Genomic DNA, 20,263 nt, shown 5'->3' with positions numbered 1-20,263 from the left:
GCGGCATCCGAGGCTTCGGACCCGACAACCTCTGACTCCTCCGGAGTGCAGTTCGCGTGTACAGCACCGTGCCCCGCGGCATCCGACGATGACGCGGGGCACAGTCCGGCTCTCAGCGGGTGACCTCCGTGAAGCCGTCCGCGGTGAACGCATCCCGGTCAGCCTCGCCGTTCAGCACGACGCGATGCCCGTCGCGCAGCATCACGCCGTCGACGAACGCGCCCCGACCCTGCGTGTTGGCGTCCGTCGTGTACCGCCAGCGCACGGTGTCGGTGCCGTCGGGCAGCGCCGCGTCCGCCTTGCCCCAGTCACGATGGCCCTGGTTGTCGAAGGTGCCATCGGTCTCGACGGCGCGATCGGCGAAGCGCACCGTGTACGGCACGAGAGACCAGGTCTCACCGCCGTCCGACGATGCCTCCAGCGCGAACACGTCGGTCGACTCGAGATCGGTGAAGACGTCGAACGACAGCGACAGGTCCTGACCGGCGGGCACCGCCACCGAGAGCGTGTGCTCCGCGGCATCCTGCGTACCCCCGAACCACTCCGTCCTGCCCTTCTGCGGCGAGACGGCCATGGCCTCGGCGAGGCCCTGCGCGATCGCCCTGCGCGACGGGTTGTTCGAGCCCCAGTTGCGGCTCGGATGCACGCGGTTCGTCAGCAGCACCGCGAAGGAGCGCGAGGTGAAGTCGATCACCAGCGAGGTGCCGGTGTACCCGGTGTGCCCCGCCGTCGACCCGGCCGCCAGCCCGCCCATGTACCAGAGCTGGTTGAGCTCGAAGCCCAGCCCGTGCGAGTCGCCGGGGAACTCCGTGTTCTCGTCGGTGATCATCGCCTGTACGGACTGCTCCGACAGGATGCGCTGCCCGTCGTAGACGCCACCGTTCAGCATCGTCTGCGCGAGGATCGCCATGTCGTGCGCGGTGGAGAACACGCCGGCATGGCCGGCCACGCCGCCCAGACTCCAGGCGTTCTCGTCGTGCACCGAGCCCCAGACCATCCCGCGGGCGGGGGAGACCTGGTACTCGGTGGCGGCGATGCGCGGTTTCAGGCTCTCATCCGGGTTGTACCCGGTGTCGACCATCTTCAGCGGATCGGTGATGCCCTCCGCGACCAGGGTGTCGAGCGACTCACCGGTGAGCCGCTCGGCGAGCACGCCGAGCGCGATGAGGTTCAGGTCGGAGTACTCGTACACCGTGCCCGGCGGGTTCTTCACCGGCACGTCCATCACCGCCTTGATGCGCGATGCCTTGTCGGGGTAGTTGCTCCACAGCGGCAGCCAGCTCACCAGGCCCGACGTGTGCGTGAGCATCTGCCGGATCGTGATGGTCTCCTTGCCGCCGTTCGCGAACTCCGGGATGTAGCTGCCGTAGGTCGCGTCGAGGTCGACGAGTCCCTTCTCGACCAGCTGCATGATCACGATCGAGGTGAACAGCTTGCTCACCGACGCCATGTCGTAGATGGTGTCCTGCGTCGCCGCGATGCGCTGGTCCTCGGGCAGCTTGGTCGTGCCGTCCTTGTACAGCAGCGAGTAGCCGGTGGCGTGCTCGCTGACGATGCGCCCCTGGTGGCCCATCACGCCGACCGCCGAGGCGTACATCGGTTTGACGGCCGGATCTGCCGGCGTGGCGAAGCCGTCGATCGCCTGCCACGCCGCATCGATCGGGGCCGGGTCGAGACCGAGTGCCTCCGGCGTGCTGCTGCGCAGAGTCGTGCTGCTCTTCATGAACCCCTCGAACGGCTGATCGAACTGGCCCGTGCGGCCCTGACCCACGGCATCCGCGAAGGCCGGCGTCAGCGAACCTGTCGCCAGCAACCCCGCGGTGGCGAGCGCCGCGAGCGCGGCGCGACCCGCGCGGCGCTTCATCGCGGACCCCCGTACAGCAGGAACGGCTCGGTGTCGTCGCGGAACTTCTGCAGCTCCGGCTGCCAGGCCGCGACGATCTCGTCGGCGGATGCCCCGGCCTCGAGCTGCTCCTGGAAGCGGCCCGAGCCGGTGAGCAGGCCGATCCACCTGCCGCCGTCGCCGCGCCAGTCGAACTCGGGGTAGAGCCGCCGCGCCTCGACGAGCATGTGCGTGGCGACCGTGATCGCATCGACCTTCTCGGCATCCAGGATGTGCACCTGCACGCCGGCGCACACGAGGTTCGCGTTCTTCGAGAACGTCGGGGTGAAGTACGCCTCGCGGAACTCCACACCGGCGAGCTTCTTCGCGTTCAGCGCCTGGGCCCAGCGGTAGTCGATATAGGGGGCGCCGATCAGCTCGAAGGGGCGGGTGGTGCCGCGCCCCTCCGACCAGTTCGTCGCCTCGACCATCCCGGTGCCCGGGTACAGCGTCGCGGTCTGCGGAGTCGGCATGTTCGGCGACGGCGGGATCCACCGGTCGGCCTGATCCGGGCCGACCATCTCGCGCCGCCAGCCGGCGGCCTGCACGACCTGCAGGTCGTCCAGCTTCGCGACCCCGGCGCGCTCCATGAAGGTCGCGTTGAAGAACAGCGCCAGCTCGCCGACCGTCATGCCGTGCTGCTGCGAGATCTCCAGCAGCCCGACACCCGAAGTGTAGCCCTGCTGCAGCACCGGACCGCGGGCCCGCCCGCCGAGCGGGTTCGGACGGTCCAGGACGACGAAGCGCACTCCGCCGACCTTCGATGCCGCCTGCATCGCCGTCCACATCGTCCAGATGTAGGTGTAGAAGCGCGCGCCCACATCGCGGATGTCGAAGACGACGGTGTCGATGCCGGCGGTGGTGAAGAAACCGGCCAGCTTCGTGGCCGTCGCCCCGTACGCGTCGTACACCGTGACGCCGGTGCGCGGATCGACGGAGGTCTCCTCGGCCTCGCCGGCCTGGGCAGTGCCGCGGAAGCCGTGCTCGGGTCCGAACACGGCCTTCAGGTCGACGCCCTGGGCGACCATGTCGTCGACGATGCTGGTGAAGTCCTCCAGCACTCCGGTCGGGTTGGTGATCACGCCGACCTTGCGTCCGGCGAAGACGCGCCACTTGTCGGACGCCGCGATGTCGGCGCCGGTGCGGATGCGCCGACCGCCCTTCGCTGTGGCCGCTGCGGTCGCCGCCGTCGCCGATCCTGCGGCCGCGGCGCTCGCGGCGGTCGCCGCGGCCACGCCTGCGGCGCCGAACAGTCCTCTCCTGCTGATGTTCATGTCTTCTCTCCTCATCGTTCCGTGGTCACCAGGTGAGTCCGTAGCCGAACGGGTACAGGACCTGGGTCGGGTCGTCGGCCGAGAAGATGTCGACGGGCAGCTTGCCGGTCGGGCTGATCTCGCCGGTGATGACCTTCGCCAGGGATGCGAGCGCTGGCGCCGCGTAGGAGTACGTCGCGATGTAGTCGTCCACGTCGCCGAGCTGGTTGATGTCGTACGGGTTGCGCACGCCCACCACGATCAGATGGGTGTCGGTGGCGTCCAGCGCCGCGACCAGCGTCTTCTGGCTGCTCGTGGCCGTCACGCCGTTGGTGAGCACGACGGTGACGTCACTGGCCTGAGCGGCGGCGACGGCCTGAGCGATCGACGCCTGAGAGGGCGCGGTACCCGTCGACAGGGCCGTCGTCTCCGCGCCGCGCGCGGCGAGCTGATCGGCCAGCGTCTGGCCCGTGACCACGCCGTAGCCGGTGACGAGCACCTTCTTGCCGGCGACCGACAAGGGCAGGGCGCCGTTCTCGTTGCGCACCAGCGTGGTCGTGCGGTCGGTGATCTTCTCGGCCGCGCGCAGGCTGGACTGCTTGCCGACCTTGTCGAGCACCTTGTTCACGTCGACCTTCGGGTGCGTCGTCACGCCCTGGTCGTACTTCATGACGAGGATGCGCTGCACGGACTCGTCGATGCGCTCCTCGGTGAGACGTCCGGACTCCAGGGCGTCCTCGACCGCCTGATACGCCTCCTGCGGAGCCGCGGGGAGCAGCAGCTGGTCGACGCCGGCCTCGAGGGCGCGCACGGCGACCTCTCCGTCGCCGTACTTCTGCCGGACCGCGGCCATCTCGAGGCCGTCGGTGACGATCACGCCGTCGAAGCCGAGTGCCTCGCGCAGCTGACCGGTGACGATCTTCTTCGACAGCGTGGCGGGGTCGCCGCTGTCGTCGAGAGCCGGCACCACGATGTGCGCGGTCATGATCGAGTCGACGCCGGCGGCGATCGCGGCCTGGAAAGGCGGCGCGTCGATCTGCTGCCACTGCTCGAGCGTGTGTGTGATCAGCGGCAGGCCGGTGTGGGAATCCGTCGCGGTGTCGCCGTGGCCGGGGAAGTGCTTGGCCGTCGCGATGATCCCCGCATCGTCCTGGTAACCGGACACGGCGGCGGCGGTCAGGCGGGACACGAGTGCAGGGTCGGATGAGAAGCTGCGAACGCCGATCACGGGGTTGTCCGGGTTGACGTTGACGTCGGCGTCGGGGGCGTTGTTCTGCTGGATGCCCATCGCCAGCAGCTCCTCGCCGGTGATGGCGGCGGCCCTGCGGGTGTCCTTCGTGCTGCCTCCGGCGCCGAGCGCCATGTTGCCGGGGAACAGTGTGGCGGGGGAGCCGATGCGGGTGACGAGGCCCTGTTCCTGATCAGTGCTGACCAGCAGCGGGATGCCGGCACCGGCATCCGCCGCGGCGTCCTGCAGACCGTTCGAGAGCGTCGCGACCTGCACCGGGTCGGTGACGTTGTCGCGGGCGGAGAACAGGATGAATCCGCCCGGCTCGTACTCGGAGATGATGCCGGCTGCGTCGGGCTGGCCGTACAGAGCGGTGTTGCGCGCGTCCGCACTCGTCGCGGTCGGGCCGTACGCGAAGAGGATGAAGAGCTGCCCGATCTTCTCCTCGAGCGTCATCGACGCCATGGTGCTGCGGGCGTACTCCAGCGCCCGGTCCTTGGCGTGCGCGGCGGACTGCCCGCCTGTCGGCGGTGGAGTCTCCGCCGATGACGCGGCCACGGGGCCGAGCCCGATCGCGAGCGCGACCGCCGCGGCGATCGCCACCGATCGCCGGAAGGATATGTTTCGCATGACGTCACTCCTCATCGAGTTTCGTCCCCAGCTCCGCCCACCCCAGGGCGTCGCCAGCCTAGCCCCCTCCGACCCGTTTTGAACAGGGGGCTAACTTTCCGCGGGCGGTCAGTCGCCCTTCAGCCGCACCTGTCGTTCGTGCCCGGTCTCGGACAGTTCGGCGATGTCGTCGCGGGATTTCAGGAAGTCCGAGAAGGAACGGTAACCGAGCGCTTTCTCGCTGAATGACGGGTCCATACGGCGCATCTGGGTCTTGATCGCCGAACTGTGCAGCCACTCGTCTGCGTCGGCCTTGTCGTGTCCCAGACGCAGCGCTCTGATGAGCAGGGCTGATGCCTCGATCTGCTCCTCGGAGGTGAGATCGATGTCGTCGTCGGCCGGCACTGCGGGTGCCTTCTTCGTGTTCCTGCGCTTGGCTGCGGGCTTCTGTGCGGGTTCCGGTTCCGGATCTTTTGTATCGGATGTTTCGGGCGCGGCGGTCTGCGCAGCATCCGCTTTCGGGGTGCTGCGCTGCTTCGCCGCGCGCTTCTCGATGATCAGCCGATCGACGCCGGGCAGCGAGTCGTAGGACTCGAACTGGTCGCAGGCCGCCGCGAGGGACTTCGCCGTGGAACCGGCGACACCGACGCCGATCACATACCGGCCGAGGCGCTTGCAGCGCTGGGCGAGCGGCACGTAGTCGCTGTCGCCGGCGACGATCACCACGTGCGTGAGGTCGGGCAGCCGGAACATATCCTCGACCGCGTCGACCGCGAGCCGGATGTCGGCGCCGTTCTTCGCGTACGCCGCCGCCGGGAACAGCTGCACCAGGTCGACCGCGCGGGCGACCAGCTGACTGCGGTACTCGGCGTTCACCGGGGACGACCAGTCGGCATAGGCGCGGGTGAGCACCAGTGTGCCGAACGATGACGCGTAGTCGATGATCGCCCCGACGTCGATGACCGCGCGGCTCAGCCGCTCGGCGACCTCGGCGTCGTGCGGGTCATCGGCGATGCGCTGCCGGTCCTTCGAGTAGGCGTTGCGGCCGTGCACCCGGTCGTACCAGGAGATGACGATGTTGTCGAAGTCCAGGTAGACCGCGACGCGGGCATCCGTCTCGTCAGCCATCAGGCGTTCTCCTCCCCGGGGTAGCGCACCCCGATCTGGCGGCGGATCTCATCCAGCGCACCCATGATCTCGACCGTCTCTGCGATCGGCAGGATATCGCCGGCGAACTTCTCCTCGGCGACGAGCCGCTCGGCGGCGAGGGCCTCGAACTGCATGCCGCGTCCGTCGATCTCGGTGCGGTACTCCTCGAGCACGGTGCCGTCGGGGGCGATCACGCGGAACGAGGTGGCGGAGTAGAACACCCGGTCGATGTCGATCCGGGCATCCGTGCCTACGATCGCCGCCGTGTTGGGACCTGCGGCCCGCGACGACGACAGGCTCGTCGAGACCGCGCCGCCCGCGTGTGTCATCACGGTAGCCACCTCGGCATCCGCGCCGGTGTCGAGCAGACGACCGGATGCCTGGATGCTGGTGGGCGCGCCCAGCACGTCCCAGATGAACGAGATCGGGTAGATGCCCAGGTCGAGCAGCGCGCCGCCGCCGAGCTCGAGGGCATTGAGGCGGTGTGCGGGATCCGTGGGAAGGCTCTGGGTGTGGTCGGCCATCACCGCACGGATCTCGCCCAGCGTTCCGGCGGCGAGGATCTCGCGGATGCGCACCATGTGCGGCAGATACCGGGTCCACATCGCCTCCATGGCGAGCAGGCCCTTCTCAGCGGCGAGGGCCTGCAGATCCTCGGCCTCGGCGCGGTTCACGGTGAACGCCTTCTCGACGAGCACGTGCTTGCCGTTCTCGAGGGCGAGGCGCGCGTTGGCGTGGTGCATCGGATGCGGGGTGGAGACGTAGACGATGTCGACGTCCGGGTCCGCCACGAGCGCCTCGTACGAGGCGTGGGCGTGGGGGATGCCGAAGGTTGCGGCGAAGGCGTCCGCCGATTCCTGCGAGCGGGACCCCACCGCCCTGACGTCGAGGCCCGCGGTGCGGAGGTCGGAGGTGAAGGCGGTCGCGATGCCGCCGGTGGCGAGGATTCCCCAGCGCAGTCCGGTCATGGAATCAGCGTAGCGGGCGGGGAGGTTCGGAGTCCGGGAGCCCGACACCCCCGGACTCCGAGTCAGAGGAGCGCGAGCGCGCGCTCGAGGTCCGCGATGAGGTCGGCGGGATCCTCCAGGCCGACCGAGACGCGGATGGTGCCCAGAGAGATGCCGGCGGCGTCGCGCTGCTCGGCGTTCAGGTGGTTGTGCGTCATCGATGCCGGGTGCGCGACGATGCTGCGGGCGTCGCCGATGTTCGCGACCAGACGGAACGTCCGGAGTCCGTCGATGAGGCGGGCGACCCGTGCGATCTCGTCCTCGTCACCGCCAGGAGCGACATCGAAGGAGAACACCGAGGGCACGCCGCGCGTCAGGTAGCGATCGGCGAGGTCGTGCCATGGGTTCCCGGCGAGGCCGGGGTGGTGCACAGCAGCGACCTTCGGGTGGGCGGCGAGGTGCTCGGCGATCCTCAGCGCGGAGGAGCTCTGGCGCGACACGCGCAGGTCGAGGGTCTCGATGCCCTGCAGGATCTGCCAGGCGTTGAACGGCGACAGCGCCGGGCCGAGGTCGCTGACGTACTTCGACTTCGCCAGCACGGTGAACGCGCGGTCCCTGCCGAACGCCTCCCACGGCACGACATCGCCGAACCGGTGCTGGGGCTGCGTGAACTGCGGCCACTTCTCGGGCTCCGCGCCGAAGTCGAAGCTGCCGAGGTCGACGACCACGCCGCCGAGCGAGGTGCCGTGGCCGGCGAGGAACTTCGTCGCCGAGTGCACCGAGAAGTCCGCGCCGTGCTCGCCCGGACGGATCAGGTAGGGCGTGCCGACGGTGTTGTCGATCACGAGCGGGACGCCGGCCTCATGCGCGATGTCGGCGACCAGCCGGATGTCGAGGACCTGGGCGATCGGGTTGGCGACGGACTCGGCGAAGAACACCCGGGTCTGCGGGGTGACGGCGGCGCGCCAGGCATCCGCGTCGTCCTGGTCGACGAAGGTCGTGGTGATCCCGAAGTCGTCGAGCGTGTCCTGCAGCAGGTCGACCGAGCCGCCGTAGAGCTGGTTCGCGGCGACGATGTGGCCGCCGCGGCCGGCGAGCGCCAGCAGCGTGATGGCGACCGCCGCCTGGCCGGACGCCACGGCGACGGCGCTGACGCCGCCCTCGAGGGCGGCGACGCGCTCCTCGAGGATGAGCTGGGTGGGGCTGGAGTTGCGGCTGTAGATGATGCCGGACTTGCGCAGCGCGAACAGGTCGGCCGCCTCCTGCAGGTTCGCGAACTCGTACGCCGCCGTCTGGTGGATCGGCGGCACCGCCGACCTGCTCGGGATCCCTGTTGCGAAGCCATGCTGCACCTGCGCGGTTGCGAAGGCAGGGGGGAGCGCAGCGTCGGGGGAGTTCGTCATGCCCCCTATCCTCTTGTGCGCGCTGCTCGGACGCCCGTCGTGTGTCGAACTGTTGCAGCCCGGGGAATGGGTGACGTTGCTCAGGGGATGAGGACGATCTTGCCCTGAACGGCGTGCGACTCGACGAGTTCGTGCGCGCGAGCGGCGTCGGCGAGCGGCAGCTCGGGTCCGAGCTCGACCGAGAACTCGCCGGCGACGATGAGGTTGATCGTCAGGGGCAGCGCCTCGGCCCGCCAGGACAGCTGTTCCTCGGTCAGCGGGTCGGGGCTGCCGCCCGAGTACGCCTGGATCCCGAAGGAGGCGGCATCCGGCCCGCGCACGATCGTCGCGATGCGATCGCGGTCTTCGACGAGGGCGAGCGAGACCTGGATCGCCTCGTCCGTGCCCGCGCAGTCCAGCGCGACGTCGACGCCCTGCGGAGCGGCCTCGCGCACCCGGTCCTCGAGCCCGTCGCCGTAGGCGATCGGGATCGCGCCGAGCTCGCGCAGCCGGTCATGCCGGGCCGGGCTGGCCGTGGCGATCACGGTCGCACCCCACAGCACGGCGTACTGGATCGCGGCCTGACCGACGGCGCCCGAGCCCGCGTGCACGAGCAGCGTCTCGCCCTTCGCGACACGGAGCGATCGCAGCGCCTGGTATGCCGTGCCGACCGGGATCGCCAGTGCAGCACCCTCCGCGGCGGTGACCCCGTCGAGCAGGTGCGCCAGATGGGCGACCGGGACGGTGAGGAGCGTGGCGTAGGTGCCGAGGGTGTCGCGGGTCGCCACGCGGTCGCCGACTGCGAAGCCGCTCACGCCCGGTCCGACCTGGGCGATCGTGCCGGCGCCGTCGAAGCCGACGTGCCGCGGCTCGGTCAGCGGGGGCAGCGGACGCACGCCCCCGCGCTGCTTGGTGTCGATCGGGTTCACCCCTGCCGCCTCGATGCGCACGACGACCTCGCCCTGGCCGGGAACGGGATCCGGCACCTCCACCAGCGTGAGGACGTCCGGTGAGCCGATTTCCGAGAACACGATCGCGCGAGCCATGTTGTCAGGCTAACGCGGGCGGGGATGCTCTTGCCGAGAAACGACACACCGCATGAGAAACGGCGTGACCCGGTGTTCGTCAGACCGCGGGACGTTTCTCGCGGGCGCAGAGGAGCGCAGGGTCAGCGAGCCGCCAGCGCCTTCGTGATGCGCTGCGGGGAGACCGGCTGCGCGGTGCCGAGGCGCTGCGCGAACAGGCTCACGCGGTACTCCTCGAGCAACCAGCGCACGTCGACGAGATGCGCCGGGGCATCTGCAGGAAGGGGCACTGTGCCACCGGCATCCGCGTACAGCGCCGCCATCCGCTCGTACTCGGTCATGCGGGTGCGGTCCTTGCCCGGAGCATCCGCCAGGCCGCGCAGCCGCTCGATCATGCCGTCGAGGTACCTCGGCAGATGCGCGAGCTGGGCGACGCCGGTCTCGGACACGAATCCTGGATGCACCAGGCCGCTCAGCTGCGCTCGGATGTCGTTCAGTGGCGCGAGCAGGGCGAGCGAGTTCTCCTTCTTGATGCCGCGCTCCACGTCGCGCGACTTCGTGAGGATGCGGGCGACGAGCGACACGCACGCGAACAGCTCGTCGACGAGCGCGGCGTTCACGGCATCCCGGATCCGTGCGAACTCCGCCTCGGAGCGGACGAGCCCGCTGGGCACCGCCCGCTCGATCAGGGCGCGCGCGACCGCCGTGCGGCAGTCCTCGATCAGAGCCTGCACGTTCTGGTACGGCGACGCCGCGAGGGCGAGCTTCTCCGGGGCGGTCAGGTGCTCCTGCACGTACGACGACGGCGATGGCACGTTCAGCAGCACCAGACGCAGCACGCCGTCGCGGGTCGCCGCGGCTGCGGCATCCGCCGTCGCCTCGACGCGCAGCGAGACGGACCTACCGGTGTCGACCAGCGCGGGGTAGCCCCGCACGATGCCGCCGGCGACCTTCGTGTCCAGCACCTCTGGCAGGTCGTCGAAGTCCCAGGTGGTGATGCCGTCGCGCTCGATCGGTCCGCGGGCGGATGCTGCGGCGACGGATGCCGCCGCGCTGGGCGATTTCGCGTTCCGGCGTCCCTTCTGCTCGTCGCCGCGCGAGATCTGCCGCGCGACGCTCTGCCTGGCGCGCCCGGCGAGCTGGTCCTGCAGCTCGCGGAGGTCGCGGCTCGAACCGACGACGCGGCCGCGTTCGTCGACCGCGCGGAAGTTCATCCGCAGGTGCGACGGCACGCGATCCATCTCGAAGTCGGCGGCCGAGACCTTCTGGTTGGCGAGGGCCAGGATGCGCCGGGCGAGGGCGTCGACGAGCGACAGCGGCGGCAGGCCGCTGTGCTTCTCGGGGCCGGCCTCCGCCAGCTCGACGCCGAACTTCTCGGCCCAGTCCGCGGCGGGCACGACGTGCCGGCGGATGGCCTTCGGCAGGGCGCGCAGCAGAGCAGTGATCAGCTCGGCTCGCAGGCCGGGCACCTGCCAGTCGAAGCCGGTATCCTGCACCTGCTGCAGCAGTGCGAGCGGGATCACCACGCTCACCCCGTCGTCGGCGGCGCCGGGCTCGAAGCGGTAGGCCAGGCCCAGCACCTGGTCGCCCTGCGGCCACCGTGTCGGGAACTCGCTCTGATCTGCGCGTTCGTCGTCGTCGACCAGGTCGCTCTCGCGCATCACGAGCAGCTTCGGCGTCTGCGCGAGCGCCTCACGCCACCACTTCTCGAAGGAGCGGACGTCGTATACCTCAGCAGGAATACGTTCGTCGTAGAAGCGGAACACCGCCTCGTCGCCCGCGAGGATGTCACGGCGACGCTCGCGCTCCTCGAGCTTCTCCAGCCGGCGGCGCAGCTCGGCGTTGGCGCGCCAGAACGCGCTCACGCGCTTGTCGATCCGTGACGGATCCCACTCACCCTCGACCAGCGCGTGCCGCAGGAACAGCTCGCGGGCGCCGGGCCGGTCGATGCGGGCGAACTGCACGCGCCGGCGCGGGATGATCTCCACCCCGAAAAGCGTCACCTTCTCGGAGGCAACGGCGGCACCGGCATCCTTCGACCAGTGCGGCTCGGAGATCTGCCGCTTCGCGAGGTCACCGGCGAGGGCTTCGGCCCACGCCGGATCGATCTGCGCGACCGTGCGCGCGAAGGTCCGCGAGGTCTCGACGATCTCAGCGGCCATCACCGCCGGCGGGGACTCCTTGCGCAGCGCCGAGCCGGGGAAGATCGAGAACCGGATGCCGCGTGCGCCGCGGTACTCGGCGATGCGGCGCTTGCCGCCCTTATCCTTGTTCTTGTTCGTACTCGGGCTCGCCGTGCGCTCGTCGAGGATGCCGATCTGCGAGAGCAGGCCGGCGAGGATCGCCCGGTGGACGGCGTCGCCCGCGTGCGTCGCTCCGGGCTCAGGAGCCGGGGCGGGAGTCTTCGGGCTCTTGACGAGCGTCCTCAACTGGCGGTGCACGTCGAACCACTCGCGCACGCGCACGTAGTTCAGGTGCTCGCTGCGGCACATCCGCCGGAACGCGCTCGATCCGAGATCCTTCTGCTGCTCGCGCAGGTGGTTCCACAGATTCAGCAGGGTGAGGAAGTCGCTGGTCGGATCAGCGAAACGGGCGTGCATCCGATCGGCCTCGTCGCGCACACCCTGCGGTGCCTCGGCAGAGGGGCGCTCCCGAACATCCTGGATCGAGAGCCCGGCGACGATCGGCAGCACGTCGTGCGTTACCCCCGTGCGGGCGGCCTCGACCAGCATCCGGGCGAATCGCGGATCCATCGGCATCCGCGCGATGTCGCGCCCGATGCGGGTCAGCCTCGGTGCGCCGTCACGCGAGGCGACGACTGCGCCGAGTTCGCCGAGCAGGTCGAGAGCGGCCTTCACGCCGCGGGAGTCCGGGGGAGTGAGGAACGGGAACTCGGTGATGTCGCCGAAGCCGAGCGACAGCATCTGCAGCACGACAGAGGCGAGCGAAGTCCGCAGGATCTCGGGTTCGGTGAATTCGGGCCGCTTCTCGAAGTCGTCCTCGCCGTACAGGCGGATCGCGATGCCGTCGCTGGTGCGGCCGGCGCGGCCGGAGCGCTGATTCGCCGATGCCTGTGACACGGCCTCGATCGGCAGCCGCTGCACCTTCGAGCGATTGCTGTATCGCGAGATTCGGGCGGTGCCGGTGTCGATCACGTACTTGATGCCGGGCACCGTGAGGCTGGTCTCGGCGACGTTCGTGGCCAGGATGACGCGGCGGCGAACGCCGGCCACCTTGGAGGGTTCGAACACCCGATGCTGCTCGGCGGCGGACAGCCTGCCGTACAGCGGCAGCACCTCCACCGGCGCCGTCTGCGAGCGGTACGCACCGCGCACCGCCTCGGCGGCATCACGGATCTCGGCCTCGCCGGGCAGGAACACCAGCACGTCGCCGGCCGGCTCGCGGTCCAGCTCGCGCAGCGCGCCGACGATCGCGGTGACCTCGTCGCCGGGCTCGGGGTCGGCGGGGTTCTCCTCCGCCTCGTCGACCAGCGGGCGGTACCGGATCTCCACCGGGTAGGTCCGGCCGGAGACCTCGATGATCGGGGCAGGCCTTGATTCGGTCCCTGAGCTCGCGCGCCCTTCGTCTCGCTCCGCTCGCTCAGGAACCAGGGAGGAGAAGTGCGCGGCGAAGCTCTCCGGATCGATCGTCGCAGAAGTGATGATCACCTTCAGATCTGGACGCTCCGGCAGGATGCGGTGCAGGTAGCCGAGCAGGAAGTCCACGTTGAGAGAGCGCTCGTGCGCCTCGTCGATGATGATCGTGTCGTAGCGGCGCAGCAGCCGGTCGCGATGGATCTCGTTGAGCAGGATGCCGTCGGTCATCAGCGCGATGCGCGTCGCATCCGAGACCTGATCGGTGAAACGTACCTTGTAGCCGACCAGGTCGCCGAGTTCGACGTGCAGCTCTTCCGCGACGCGCTCCGCGATCGTGCGGGCGGCGAGGCGGCGCGGCTGAGTGTGCGCGATGCGCTCACGACCCAGTTCGAGGCAGATCTTCGGCAGCTGGGTGGTCTTTCCCGAGCCGGTGGCGCCGGCGACGATCACGACCTGGTGGTCGCGGATCGCGTCGGCGATCTCGCCCCGCGCAGCCGAGACCGGCAGCTCAGGGGGATAGACGATGACGGGCGAAGACATAGCCCTCCATCGTATGCCGAAGTCGGGGGAGGCGATCTCCGGACCGTTGACAGGCAAACCAGTTTGCAGTACAAAGTGGTTTATGAACTACGAGAACCACGAGGACGACGACATCGCCCTGTCGCCGGAGCAGATGCTCGCCCTGGTGCAGGACCAGCAGCGCACCGTGACCGGACGGATGGCAGGATTCGTGCCCTGGATCCTGGTCGCCTGGGGCGTCGCCTGGCTGGTGGGCTTCCTGATCCTGTGGTGGGACGCCGGGCAGCATCCGCAGAACACAGCGCCCACGCTCGCGGCCGGCATCACGTTCGCCGCGCTGATCCTCGCCGCAGGACTGATCTCGATGGCGCTCGGCATCCGATCCGGGCGCGGCCTGCGTGGTACGCAGGACAGCGCGATCCTCGGCATCATCTACGGCAACACCTGGTGGGTGGGCAGCTTGGCGGTCGTCGTGATCGGGCAGGCGCTGGTGCAGGCCGGTATGGACACCGACCTGCTCGGGGTGTTCTACCCGAGCGCGTTCATCTTCTTCGCCGGCGTGATGTACATCATGTCCGGGCTCATCTGGCGGGCCTACCCGATGGTGGTGCTGGGGCTCTGGTCGGTGGCGATGGCCGCGATCGGATCGCTGCTCCCTCCGCCGGTCAACTACCTCGTCTACGCGTTCGCCGGGGGAGGAGCATTCCTGCTCGTCGCAGCCTGGACGGCCTGGTGGGTGCACGTCGCGCGTCGTCGCGTCGCGGTCTCGGAGTCCGGCCGTGCCTGACCTCGACCCCGTCATCCACGCGCAGGCACGGCTGCGGATCGTCGCGGCCCTGGCGACGCTCGACGCGAAGGACCAGATCACCTTCCCGCGCCTTCAGGAAGTGCTCGACATGACGGCCGGCAACCTCTCCACGCACCTGCGCAAGCTCGAGGACGCCGCCTACGTCACCGTCGAGAAGACGCACAAGGGACGCACGCCCGTCACCTACATCGCACTCACCACGAAGGGCCGCCGGGCCTTCGAGGACTACACCGCGCAGCTGCGCGACCTGCTGGGAGGAACGACATGACATTGGCATCCTTCGATCGCGTGACACACCGCTTCGGTGACCTCACCGCCGTCGATGAGGTGACGCTCGACGTCCCGGAGGGGCAGATCCTCGGTCTGCTCGGTCCCAACGGCGCCGGGAAGTCCACTCTGCTGTCGCTGATCCAGGGCCTGCGCCGGCCGACATCCGGCACGGTGCGCCTGTTCGGCGGCGATCCGCGCGACCCCGCCTCACGGGTGCGCCTGGGCAGCACTCCGCAGGAGACCGCGCTGCCCGAGACACTGCGGGTCGGAGAGGTGCTCGATTTCGTCGGTGCGCATTTCCCCGAGCGGGTGGATGCTGCGGAGCTGGCCGAGCAGTTCGGCTTCGCCGACCTGCTGAAGCGGCAGACCGGTGGCCTGTCAGGTGGTCAGCGACGGCGGATCTCCGTGGCTCTCGCCTTCGTCGGTGCCCCGCGTCTGGTGCTGCTCGACGAGCCGTCCACGGGCCTCGACGTCGACGCGCGGCGGGTGCTCTGGGATGCGATCCGCGCCCGGCACGCGCAGGGCACGACGATCGTCGTCACCAGCCACTATCTCGAGGAGATCGAGGCGCTCGCTGAGCGGGTGGTGGTCGTGGACCACGGGCGGATCGTCGCCGATGACGCGCTGCGCGGTGTGCTCGGCCGGGTCGCCAGGTCGCGAGTCACGTTGCGTACGAGGGATGCCGGTGGTGTGGTCGCGCTCGCCGATGACGCCCCCGTCGCCGAGGAGGACGGTGAACTGAGTCTGATGGTGGGCGACTCCGACGACTTCGTGCGCCGGCTGGTGGGCAGCGGTCTGGACTTCTCCGAGCTCAGCGTCCGCGGCGCCACGCTCGAGGAGGCCTTCCTCGCCCTCACCGGTGAACATGCCGAACCGGCTCAGGAGGGGAGCATCCGATGAGCGTCGTCTCGCTGACCGCCGTCCACGCCAAGTACAACCTGCTGGAGACCCTGCGGGTGCCGATCGCCGTGATCGGATCGGTGGCCTTCCCAGCCCTGGCGACGCTGTTCTTCGTGGTGCCGAACGGTGCCGCGGCCGAGCACTCCTTCTACGCCACCCAGGCGATCATCTCGATGAGCGTGTTCGCCATCATGGTGAACGGCTTGTTCTCGTTCGCGCTCACGATCGCCGAGAGTCGGTCGACTCCGTGGGACCCCTATCTGCGCACGCTCCCGGCGCCCGGGATCGTGCGGGTGCTGGCGCACGTGTTCTCGACCGGTGTGATCGGCCTGATGTCGCTTCTGCCGATCATCCTCATCGGCGCGCTGTTCACCAGTGCCGAGGCATCCGCCCTCAGGGTGCTCGCCGGACTGGTCGCGATCGCATGCGCGGCGCTGCCGTTCATGTTCATCGGCATCTGCATCGGCTACGCGATGTCGCAGAAGGCCGCGATCGCTGTGGTGCAGGTGGTGATGTTCGTGATGGCGTTCGCCGGCGGGCTGTTCCTGCCGCCGATCATGTTCGCCGACTGGCTGGACACTCTCTCGAAGTTCTTCCCGTCGCGTCAGGCGCGCGAGTTCGTGATCTGGGCGGTGCAGGGCGGCGAGCTTCCCTGGTGGTCCTGGACCGGCATCCTGTTCTGGACCGCGGTGTTCCTCTCGCTCTCGCTGGTGCTGTTCCGCCGAGACGAGGGCAAGCGGTTCCGCTGAGCGGTCGCAACAGGGCGTCATGTTCGCGGCGGCGTGATGCCTGCCGATCCTAGGCTCGGCCCATGACCGACAACCGCCGCCGCTCGCTGCTGATCTCCCACGACGACGCCATTCCCGCGGGAGCACGCTTCATCGAGACGCACTTCTCCCACCCCGAGGACTGGACGCCGGTGATCCCCGGCGCCGTCCTCGCCTCGCTCGAGAACGGCACGATCGCGGCCGCTCCCTCGCCGGGGATCGGCAGGTTCCCGCTGCCGGAGCCGGAGGACATCGCAGCGGTGCTCGACGCCTGGGGAATCACGCCGGAGACTCCGGTCGTCGTCTACGCCTCGAGCGCCGACGACGCCAAGGTGGCGGCCCGCGCGTGGTTCGTGCTCCGGACCGCCGGGGTCGCCGACGTGCGCGTGCTCGACGGCGGAGCGGCGGGATGGGCTGCCCGGACCGCAGAGCCCGGCGGAGAGCCCGCGCCGGCATCCGACGTCCGTGTCACCGCGATCGACGCGGACCGCGCCGGCGTGATCGGCGCGACCGGAGTGCTGCTGGACGCACGTCCGGCTGTGGTGTTCGAGGCGGGGCACATCCCCGGTGCGGTCAGCGCACCGGGCGGAGACGTCTTCAGCGACGGCCGCCTGCTTCCCGATGGCGAGCTGGAGGAATGGGCGGCGTCCTACCTCGCGGAGGCTGATGGTCCGATCGCCGCCTACTGCGGTGGCGGCGTGGCGGCGGCCGGCACCGTGTTCGCCCTCACCGTCCTGGGGCACGACGCCGGTCTCTACGTGGGTTCCTGGTCGCAGTGGGGCGATGATCCGGATCGCCCCGTGGAACGCTGAGGGAGATCTCGGGACCCGGGACTCGGTTTCACGGGGTGTCCCGGCATCCGGTTCGGGTCCGGATGCCGGGACGACTCGATCAGAAGTGCGTACCGCCGTCGATGCGCACCTCGGTGCCGGTGATGAACTTGCCGTCGGCGCTGGCGAGCATCGCCACCACGCCCGCGACCGACTCGGGGCCGGCGAAGCCCTGACCGATGGCCGGGGCGAGCTTCATGAACAGGCTCATGTCGGCGTCCTCGGGCAGCCCGGGGCCCTGGCTCTGCTTGCTCTGGCCCGAGCCGTCGGTCATGCCCGACGAGATCGAACCCGGTTGCACGGCGGTGAAGCGGATGCCCGACTTGGCGTACTCGGCGGCGAGCGCGTGCGTCATCGACTGCACGCCGCCCTTGCTGGCGGCGTATGCGGCCATGTAGGGGTGTGCGAACATCGCCGAGGTCGAGCTGAAGTTGACCACGGCCGAGTCGTTGCCTTCGAGCAGCGCGGGGATCGCCTCTCGGATCATCAGGAAGGTGCCGACCAGGTTGACCTGCAGCACGAGCTGGAATTGGTCGAGGGTGGTCTGCTCGGTGTGGGATGAGCGCAGGATGCCGGCCGCGTTGACCAGCACGTCCAGGCCGCCAAGGGCCTCGACGGCGGCGGCGACGCCGGACCTGACCGACGCCTCGTCGGCGATGTTCACCTCGACGGTGGTGAGTCGCTCGGCGTCGGCACCGGCCTTCGCCACGGTGTCGGCGAGACCGGCGGCGCTGACGTCGGCGGCGACGACGTGGCCGCCCTCCGAGAGCATGCGCAGCACGGTGGCCTGGCCGATGCCGGATCCGCCGCCGGTGACGAGTGCGCGGCGGCCTTCATAGCGGTTCATGGTGTTCCCTTCCTCGGTTCCCGGGTCCGGCGACCCGGATCCGCTTCATCATGCCTACATGGCACAACGTGTCATATTGTCACTAAACGCACGAGAAGGGAAGTTATTCCCGTACGCTCGGAGCATGGATGCCGCGCCAGGACTCACGAGCAGACGCAAGGCGCAGACGGCCAGGGAGATCGCGCAGGTCGCCGCCCGGCTGTTCGCCGCGCAGGGCGTCGCGGGCGTCACCGCGGCTGAGATCGCCGCGACCGCCGGCGTCTCGCTGCGCACCTTCTACCGCTACTTCGCGACCAAGGAGGATGCCGTCGCCCCGATCCTCGAGATCGGTGCGGCCCGCTGGCAGTCGGCGTTCGCCGAGGCATCCGGCGACCTGACCGCCGCCATCCCCGGCATCATCGCCGCCCAGCTCACGACGTCGTCCGAGGCGGAGAGCGAGGCGCTCGCCGGAATGCGCCCCCTGCTGCGCGCGCTCGCCGAGGACCGCGAGCTGCGCGCGGTGTGGGATCGTGTGAACCACGAGTCCGAGCTGCGGCTCACCGAACTGGTGCTCGAGCGCGGAGGCGACCGGTTCGACGCCCGACTGCTTGCAGCCGCCGCGACGGAGTCGATCCGGATCGGGCTCGAGGAATGGGCGGCCGGCGACGCGACGGTCCACGGCGACGGCTCCCCGGCATCTCTCGCGGTGCGTGCGTTCGCTGCCCTCGCCCCGTCAGACGGCGGTCGTAGGCTGGACGCATGATCATCCCCACTCGCTCTTTCAACGATGGCTACGACATCCCGCAGCTCGGCTACGGCGTCTTCAAGGTCGACCCCGCCGAGACCGAGCGTGCGGTCTCGGAGGCGCTCGAGATCGGTTACCGGCACATCGACACCGCCGCGATCTACGGCAATGAGGAGGGCGTCGGCGCCGCGATCGCCGCATCCGGCATCCCGCGCGACGAGCTGTTCATCACCACCAAGCTCTGGAACGACCGGCACGACGGTGACGAGCCGGATGCCGCGATCGCCGAGAGCCTCGACAAGCTCGGCCTCGACCACGTCGACCTGTACCTGGTGCACTGGCCGACGCCGGCGCGCAACAACCACGTGCACGCCTGGGAGAAGCTCATCGGCATCCGCGACCAGGGTCTTGCCACGTCGATCGGCGTCTCGAACTTCCTCGTTCCGCATCTGGACGACATCGTCACCGCCACCGGTGTGACCCCCGCGGTCGACCAGATCGAGCTGCACCCCGCCTACCAGCAGCGCGAGGTCACCGACTGGGCCGCCGCGCACGGCGTGCAGGTCGAGGCCTGGGGTCCGCTGGGGCAGGGCAAGTACGACCTGTTCGGCACGCCCGCCGTCGCCGAGGCCGCCGCCGCGACCGGGAAGACCCCCGCGCAGGTCGTGCTGCGCTGGCACCTGCAGAAGGGGAACATCGTGTTCCCGAAGTCGGTGCACGCCGAGCGGCTGCGCGAGAACATCGACGTCTTCGACTTCGAGCTCTCGGAGGATCAGATCGCGGCTATCGATGCGATCGACCCGGGCGACGGCTCTGGCCGCGTGAGCGCGCACCCCTCCGAGCTCAACTGACGGCATCCACGGCGACGCGTGTCGCCGTGCGTCGTCCGATGACGCCCCGTGTCCCCACCGCAGGAGACACGGGGCGTCTCTGTCGGTACCGTCATGGCATGCCTGCTCCCTACCGCGTGGTCGCCGTCTCCGGATCGCTCCACGAACCCAGCAAGACGACCGCCCTGGTGCGGGCCATCGCGGACGCGGTGGCCGAGCGTGCCGATGTCGAGTTCCGGCTCATCGAGCTCACCGAGATCGGGCCGTCGCTCGCCGGCGCGCTGCGGCGCGATCACCTTCAGCCCGAGGTGGAGGAGCGGTTGCGCGAGATCGAGACCGCCGACCTCCTGATCGTCGGGACGCCGGTCTACCGAGCCTCGTTCACCGGACTGTTCAAGCATCTGTTCGACTTCGTCGAGCAGTACGCGCTCGTCGGCAAGCCCGTGCTGCTCGCGGCGACGGGCGGAGGGGAGCGGCATGCGCTGATCATCGAGCACCAGCTGCGTCCGCTGTTCGCGTTCTTCCAGTCGCTCACCCTGCCGTTGGGCGTCTACGCGAGCAATTCGGACTTCGACGGGTACCGGATCTCATCGCCGGAGCTGGCCGCGCGGATCGATCTGGCCGCCGAGCGCGCTCTTCCCCTGGTGGGCTACGCAGCCGACCGGGATCCTCGGGCCGTCGCCGTGTTCTGATCGGG

Annotated in this window: 17 protein-coding genes; 8 read left to right on the top strand and 9 right to left on the bottom strand. The window is 69.6% G+C overall.

The genetic code is table 11. From position 1 onward, the window contains the following. Positions 1 to 112: 112 nt before the first annotated feature. The 8 genes from GON06_RS03260 to hrpA all read right to left on the bottom strand — a co-directional run bounded on the left by GON06_RS03260 (position 113) and on the right by hrpA (position 13,611). Positions 113 to 1,864, bottom strand: coding sequence for a serine hydrolase domain-containing protein (locus GON06_RS03260; protein WP_157310846.1), 1,752 nt, complete (start codon positions 1,862 to 1,864; stop codon positions 113 to 115). Continuing rightward, the gene (locus GON06_RS03255; protein WP_157310845.1) at positions 1,861 to 3,156 is read right to left on the bottom strand and encodes an exo-beta-N-acetylmuramidase NamZ family protein; all 1,296 of its coding nucleotides are present in this window, start codon (positions 3,154 to 3,156) and stop codon (positions 1,861 to 1,863) included. Before GON06_RS03255 ends, GON06_RS03260 begins: the two co-directional genes overlap by 4 nt. A gap of 25 nt (positions 3,157 to 3,181) precedes the next feature. Continuing rightward, a complete protein-coding gene (locus GON06_RS03250) occupies positions 3,182 to 4,993 on the bottom strand; it encodes a glycoside hydrolase family 3 protein (RefSeq protein WP_157310844.1) in 1,812 nt (603 codons plus the stop codon). A gap of 108 nt (positions 4,994 to 5,101) precedes the next feature. Next, positions 5,102 to 6,100: an NYN domain-containing protein gene (locus GON06_RS03245; RefSeq protein ID WP_157310843.1), complete on the bottom strand. Its 999-nt coding sequence runs from the start codon at positions 6,098 to 6,100 to the stop codon at positions 5,102 to 5,104. Further along, entirely contained in the window at positions 6,100 to 7,089 is a 990-nt protein-coding gene (locus tag GON06_RS03240; RefSeq protein WP_157310842.1) for a Gfo/Idh/MocA family protein, read from the bottom strand. The genes GON06_RS03245 and GON06_RS03240 overlap by 1 nt, the downstream gene beginning before the upstream one ends. Before the next feature lie 62 nt (positions 7,090 to 7,151). Beyond that, entirely contained in the window at positions 7,152 to 8,471 is a 1,320-nt protein-coding gene (locus tag GON06_RS03235) for an O-acetylhomoserine aminocarboxypropyltransferase/cysteine synthase family protein (RefSeq protein WP_157310841.1), read from the bottom strand. A gap of 80 nt (positions 8,472 to 8,551) precedes the next feature. Further along, on the bottom strand, positions 8,552 to 9,496 hold the full coding sequence (locus tag GON06_RS03230; RefSeq protein ID WP_157310840.1) for a quinone oxidoreductase family protein: 945 nt from the start codon (positions 9,494 to 9,496) through the stop codon (positions 8,552 to 8,554). 122 nt (positions 9,497 to 9,618) lie between these two features. Further along, positions 9,619 to 13,611, bottom strand: a complete 3,993-nt coding sequence (gene hrpA, locus GON06_RS03225) for an ATP-dependent RNA helicase HrpA (RefSeq protein WP_157310839.1) — start codon at positions 13,609 to 13,611, stop codon at positions 9,619 to 9,621. An 82-nt stretch (positions 13,612 to 13,693) separates the two neighbouring features. On the opposite strand from hrpA, the gene GON06_RS03220 reads away from it, so the two are divergent. The 5 genes from GON06_RS03220 (at position 13,694) to GON06_RS03200 (ending at position 17,147) form a co-directional block, all read left to right on the top strand. Further along, the gene (locus tag GON06_RS03220) at positions 13,694 to 14,377 is read left to right on the top strand and encodes a hypothetical protein (RefSeq protein WP_157310838.1); all 684 of its coding nucleotides are present in this window, start codon (positions 13,694 to 13,696) and stop codon (positions 14,375 to 14,377) included. Continuing rightward, entirely contained in the window at positions 14,370 to 14,666 is a 297-nt protein-coding gene (locus tag GON06_RS03215) for a transcriptional regulator (RefSeq protein ID WP_332837124.1), read from the top strand. The genes GON06_RS03220 and GON06_RS03215 overlap by 8 nt, the downstream gene beginning before the upstream one ends. Further along, complete coding sequence (locus tag GON06_RS03210; RefSeq protein WP_157310837.1) at positions 14,663 to 15,568, top strand: ABC transporter ATP-binding protein; 906 nt, start codon at positions 14,663 to 14,665, stop codon at positions 15,566 to 15,568. Before GON06_RS03215 ends, GON06_RS03210 begins: the two co-directional genes overlap by 4 nt. Continuing rightward, complete coding sequence (locus GON06_RS03205; protein ID WP_157310836.1) at positions 15,565 to 16,317, top strand: ABC transporter permease; 753 nt, start codon at positions 15,565 to 15,567, stop codon at positions 16,315 to 16,317. The genes GON06_RS03210 and GON06_RS03205 overlap by 4 nt, the downstream gene beginning before the upstream one ends. 62 nt (positions 16,318 to 16,379) lie before the next feature. Then, a complete protein-coding gene (locus tag GON06_RS03200; RefSeq protein ID WP_157310835.1) occupies positions 16,380 to 17,147 on the top strand; it encodes a sulfurtransferase in 768 nt (255 codons plus the stop codon). Positions 17,148 to 17,226: 79 nt separating this feature from the next. Here GON06_RS03200 and GON06_RS03195 read toward each other — a convergent pair whose 3' ends face one another. Next, positions 17,227 to 18,012: an SDR family NAD(P)-dependent oxidoreductase gene (locus GON06_RS03195; protein WP_157310834.1), complete on the bottom strand. Its 786-nt coding sequence runs from the start codon at positions 18,010 to 18,012 to the stop codon at positions 17,227 to 17,229. 124 nt (positions 18,013 to 18,136) lie between these two features. On the opposite strand from GON06_RS03195, the gene GON06_RS03190 reads away from it, so the two are divergent. The 3 genes from GON06_RS03190 to msuE all read left to right on the top strand — a co-directional run bounded on the left by GON06_RS03190 (position 18,137) and on the right by msuE (position 20,258). Next, positions 18,137 to 18,754, top strand: a complete 618-nt coding sequence (locus tag GON06_RS03190) for a TetR/AcrR family transcriptional regulator (RefSeq protein WP_157310833.1) — start codon at positions 18,137 to 18,139, stop codon at positions 18,752 to 18,754. Continuing rightward, on the top strand, positions 18,751 to 19,587 hold the full coding sequence (locus tag GON06_RS03185) for an aldo/keto reductase (RefSeq protein ID WP_157310832.1): 837 nt from the start codon (positions 18,751 to 18,753) through the stop codon (positions 19,585 to 19,587). The genes GON06_RS03190 and GON06_RS03185 overlap by 4 nt, the downstream gene beginning before the upstream one ends. A 98-nt stretch (positions 19,588 to 19,685) precedes the next feature. Continuing rightward, positions 19,686 to 20,258, top strand: a complete 573-nt coding sequence (gene msuE / locus GON06_RS03180; protein ID WP_157310831.1) for an FMN reductase — start codon at positions 19,686 to 19,688, stop codon at positions 20,256 to 20,258. The last annotated feature ends 5 nt before the right edge of the window (positions 20,259 to 20,263 follow it).

Origin of the sequence: Microbacterium sp. MAH-37 (genome assembly GCF_009758255.1) — a bacterium.
Taxonomy (GTDB): domain Bacteria; phylum Actinomycetota; class Actinomycetes; order Actinomycetales; family Microbacteriaceae; genus Microbacterium.
The sequence above is the reverse complement of the archived record's forward strand: the minus strand, read 5'-3'. Positions and strand labels throughout refer to the sequence as shown.

Excerpts from the sequence above, each read along its gene's own strand:
- GON06_RS03260 (WP_157310846.1), bottom strand. The coding sequence starts at position 1,864 with ATGAAGCGCCGCGCGGGTCGCGCCGCGCTCGCGGCGCTCGCCACCGCG.
- GON06_RS03255 (WP_157310845.1), bottom strand. The coding sequence starts at position 3,156 with ATGAACATCAGCAGGAGAGGACTGTTCGGCGCCGCAGGCGTGGCCGCG.
- GON06_RS03250 (WP_157310844.1), bottom strand. The coding sequence starts at position 4,993 with ATGCGAAACATATCCTTCCGGCGATCGGTGGCGATCGCCGCGGCGGTC.
- GON06_RS03245 (WP_157310843.1), bottom strand. The coding sequence starts at position 6,100 with ATGGCTGACGAGACGGATGCCCGCGTCGCGGTCTACCTGGACTTCGAC.
- GON06_RS03240 (WP_157310842.1), bottom strand. The coding sequence starts at position 7,089 with ATGACCGGACTGCGCTGGGGAATCCTCGCCACCGGCGGCATCGCGACC.
- GON06_RS03235 (WP_157310841.1), bottom strand. The coding sequence starts at position 8,471 with ATGACGAACTCCCCCGACGCTGCGCTCCCCCCTGCCTTCGCAACCGCG.
- GON06_RS03230 (WP_157310840.1), bottom strand. The coding sequence starts at position 9,496 with ATGGCTCGCGCGATCGTGTTCTCGGAAATCGGCTCACCGGACGTCCTC.
- hrpA (WP_157310839.1), bottom strand. The coding sequence starts at position 13,611 with ATGTCTTCGCCCGTCATCGTCTATCCCCCTGAGCTGCCGGTCTCGGCT.
- GON06_RS03220 (WP_157310838.1), top strand. The coding sequence starts at position 13,694 with ATGAACTACGAGAACCACGAGGACGACGACATCGCCCTGTCGCCGGAG.
- GON06_RS03210 (WP_157310837.1), top strand. The coding sequence starts at position 14,663 with ATGACATTGGCATCCTTCGATCGCGTGACACACCGCTTCGGTGACCTC.
- GON06_RS03205 (WP_157310836.1), top strand. The coding sequence starts at position 15,565 with ATGAGCGTCGTCTCGCTGACCGCCGTCCACGCCAAGTACAACCTGCTG.
- GON06_RS03200 (WP_157310835.1), top strand. The coding sequence starts at position 16,380 with ATGACCGACAACCGCCGCCGCTCGCTGCTGATCTCCCACGACGACGCC.
- GON06_RS03195 (WP_157310834.1), bottom strand. The coding sequence starts at position 18,012 with ATGAACCGCTATGAAGGCCGCCGCGCACTCGTCACCGGCGGCGGATCC.
- GON06_RS03190 (WP_157310833.1), top strand. The coding sequence starts at position 18,137 with ATGGATGCCGCGCCAGGACTCACGAGCAGACGCAAGGCGCAGACGGCC.
- GON06_RS03185 (WP_157310832.1), top strand. The coding sequence starts at position 18,751 with ATGATCATCCCCACTCGCTCTTTCAACGATGGCTACGACATCCCGCAG.
- msuE (WP_157310831.1), top strand. The coding sequence starts at position 19,686 with ATGCCTGCTCCCTACCGCGTGGTCGCCGTCTCCGGATCGCTCCACGAA.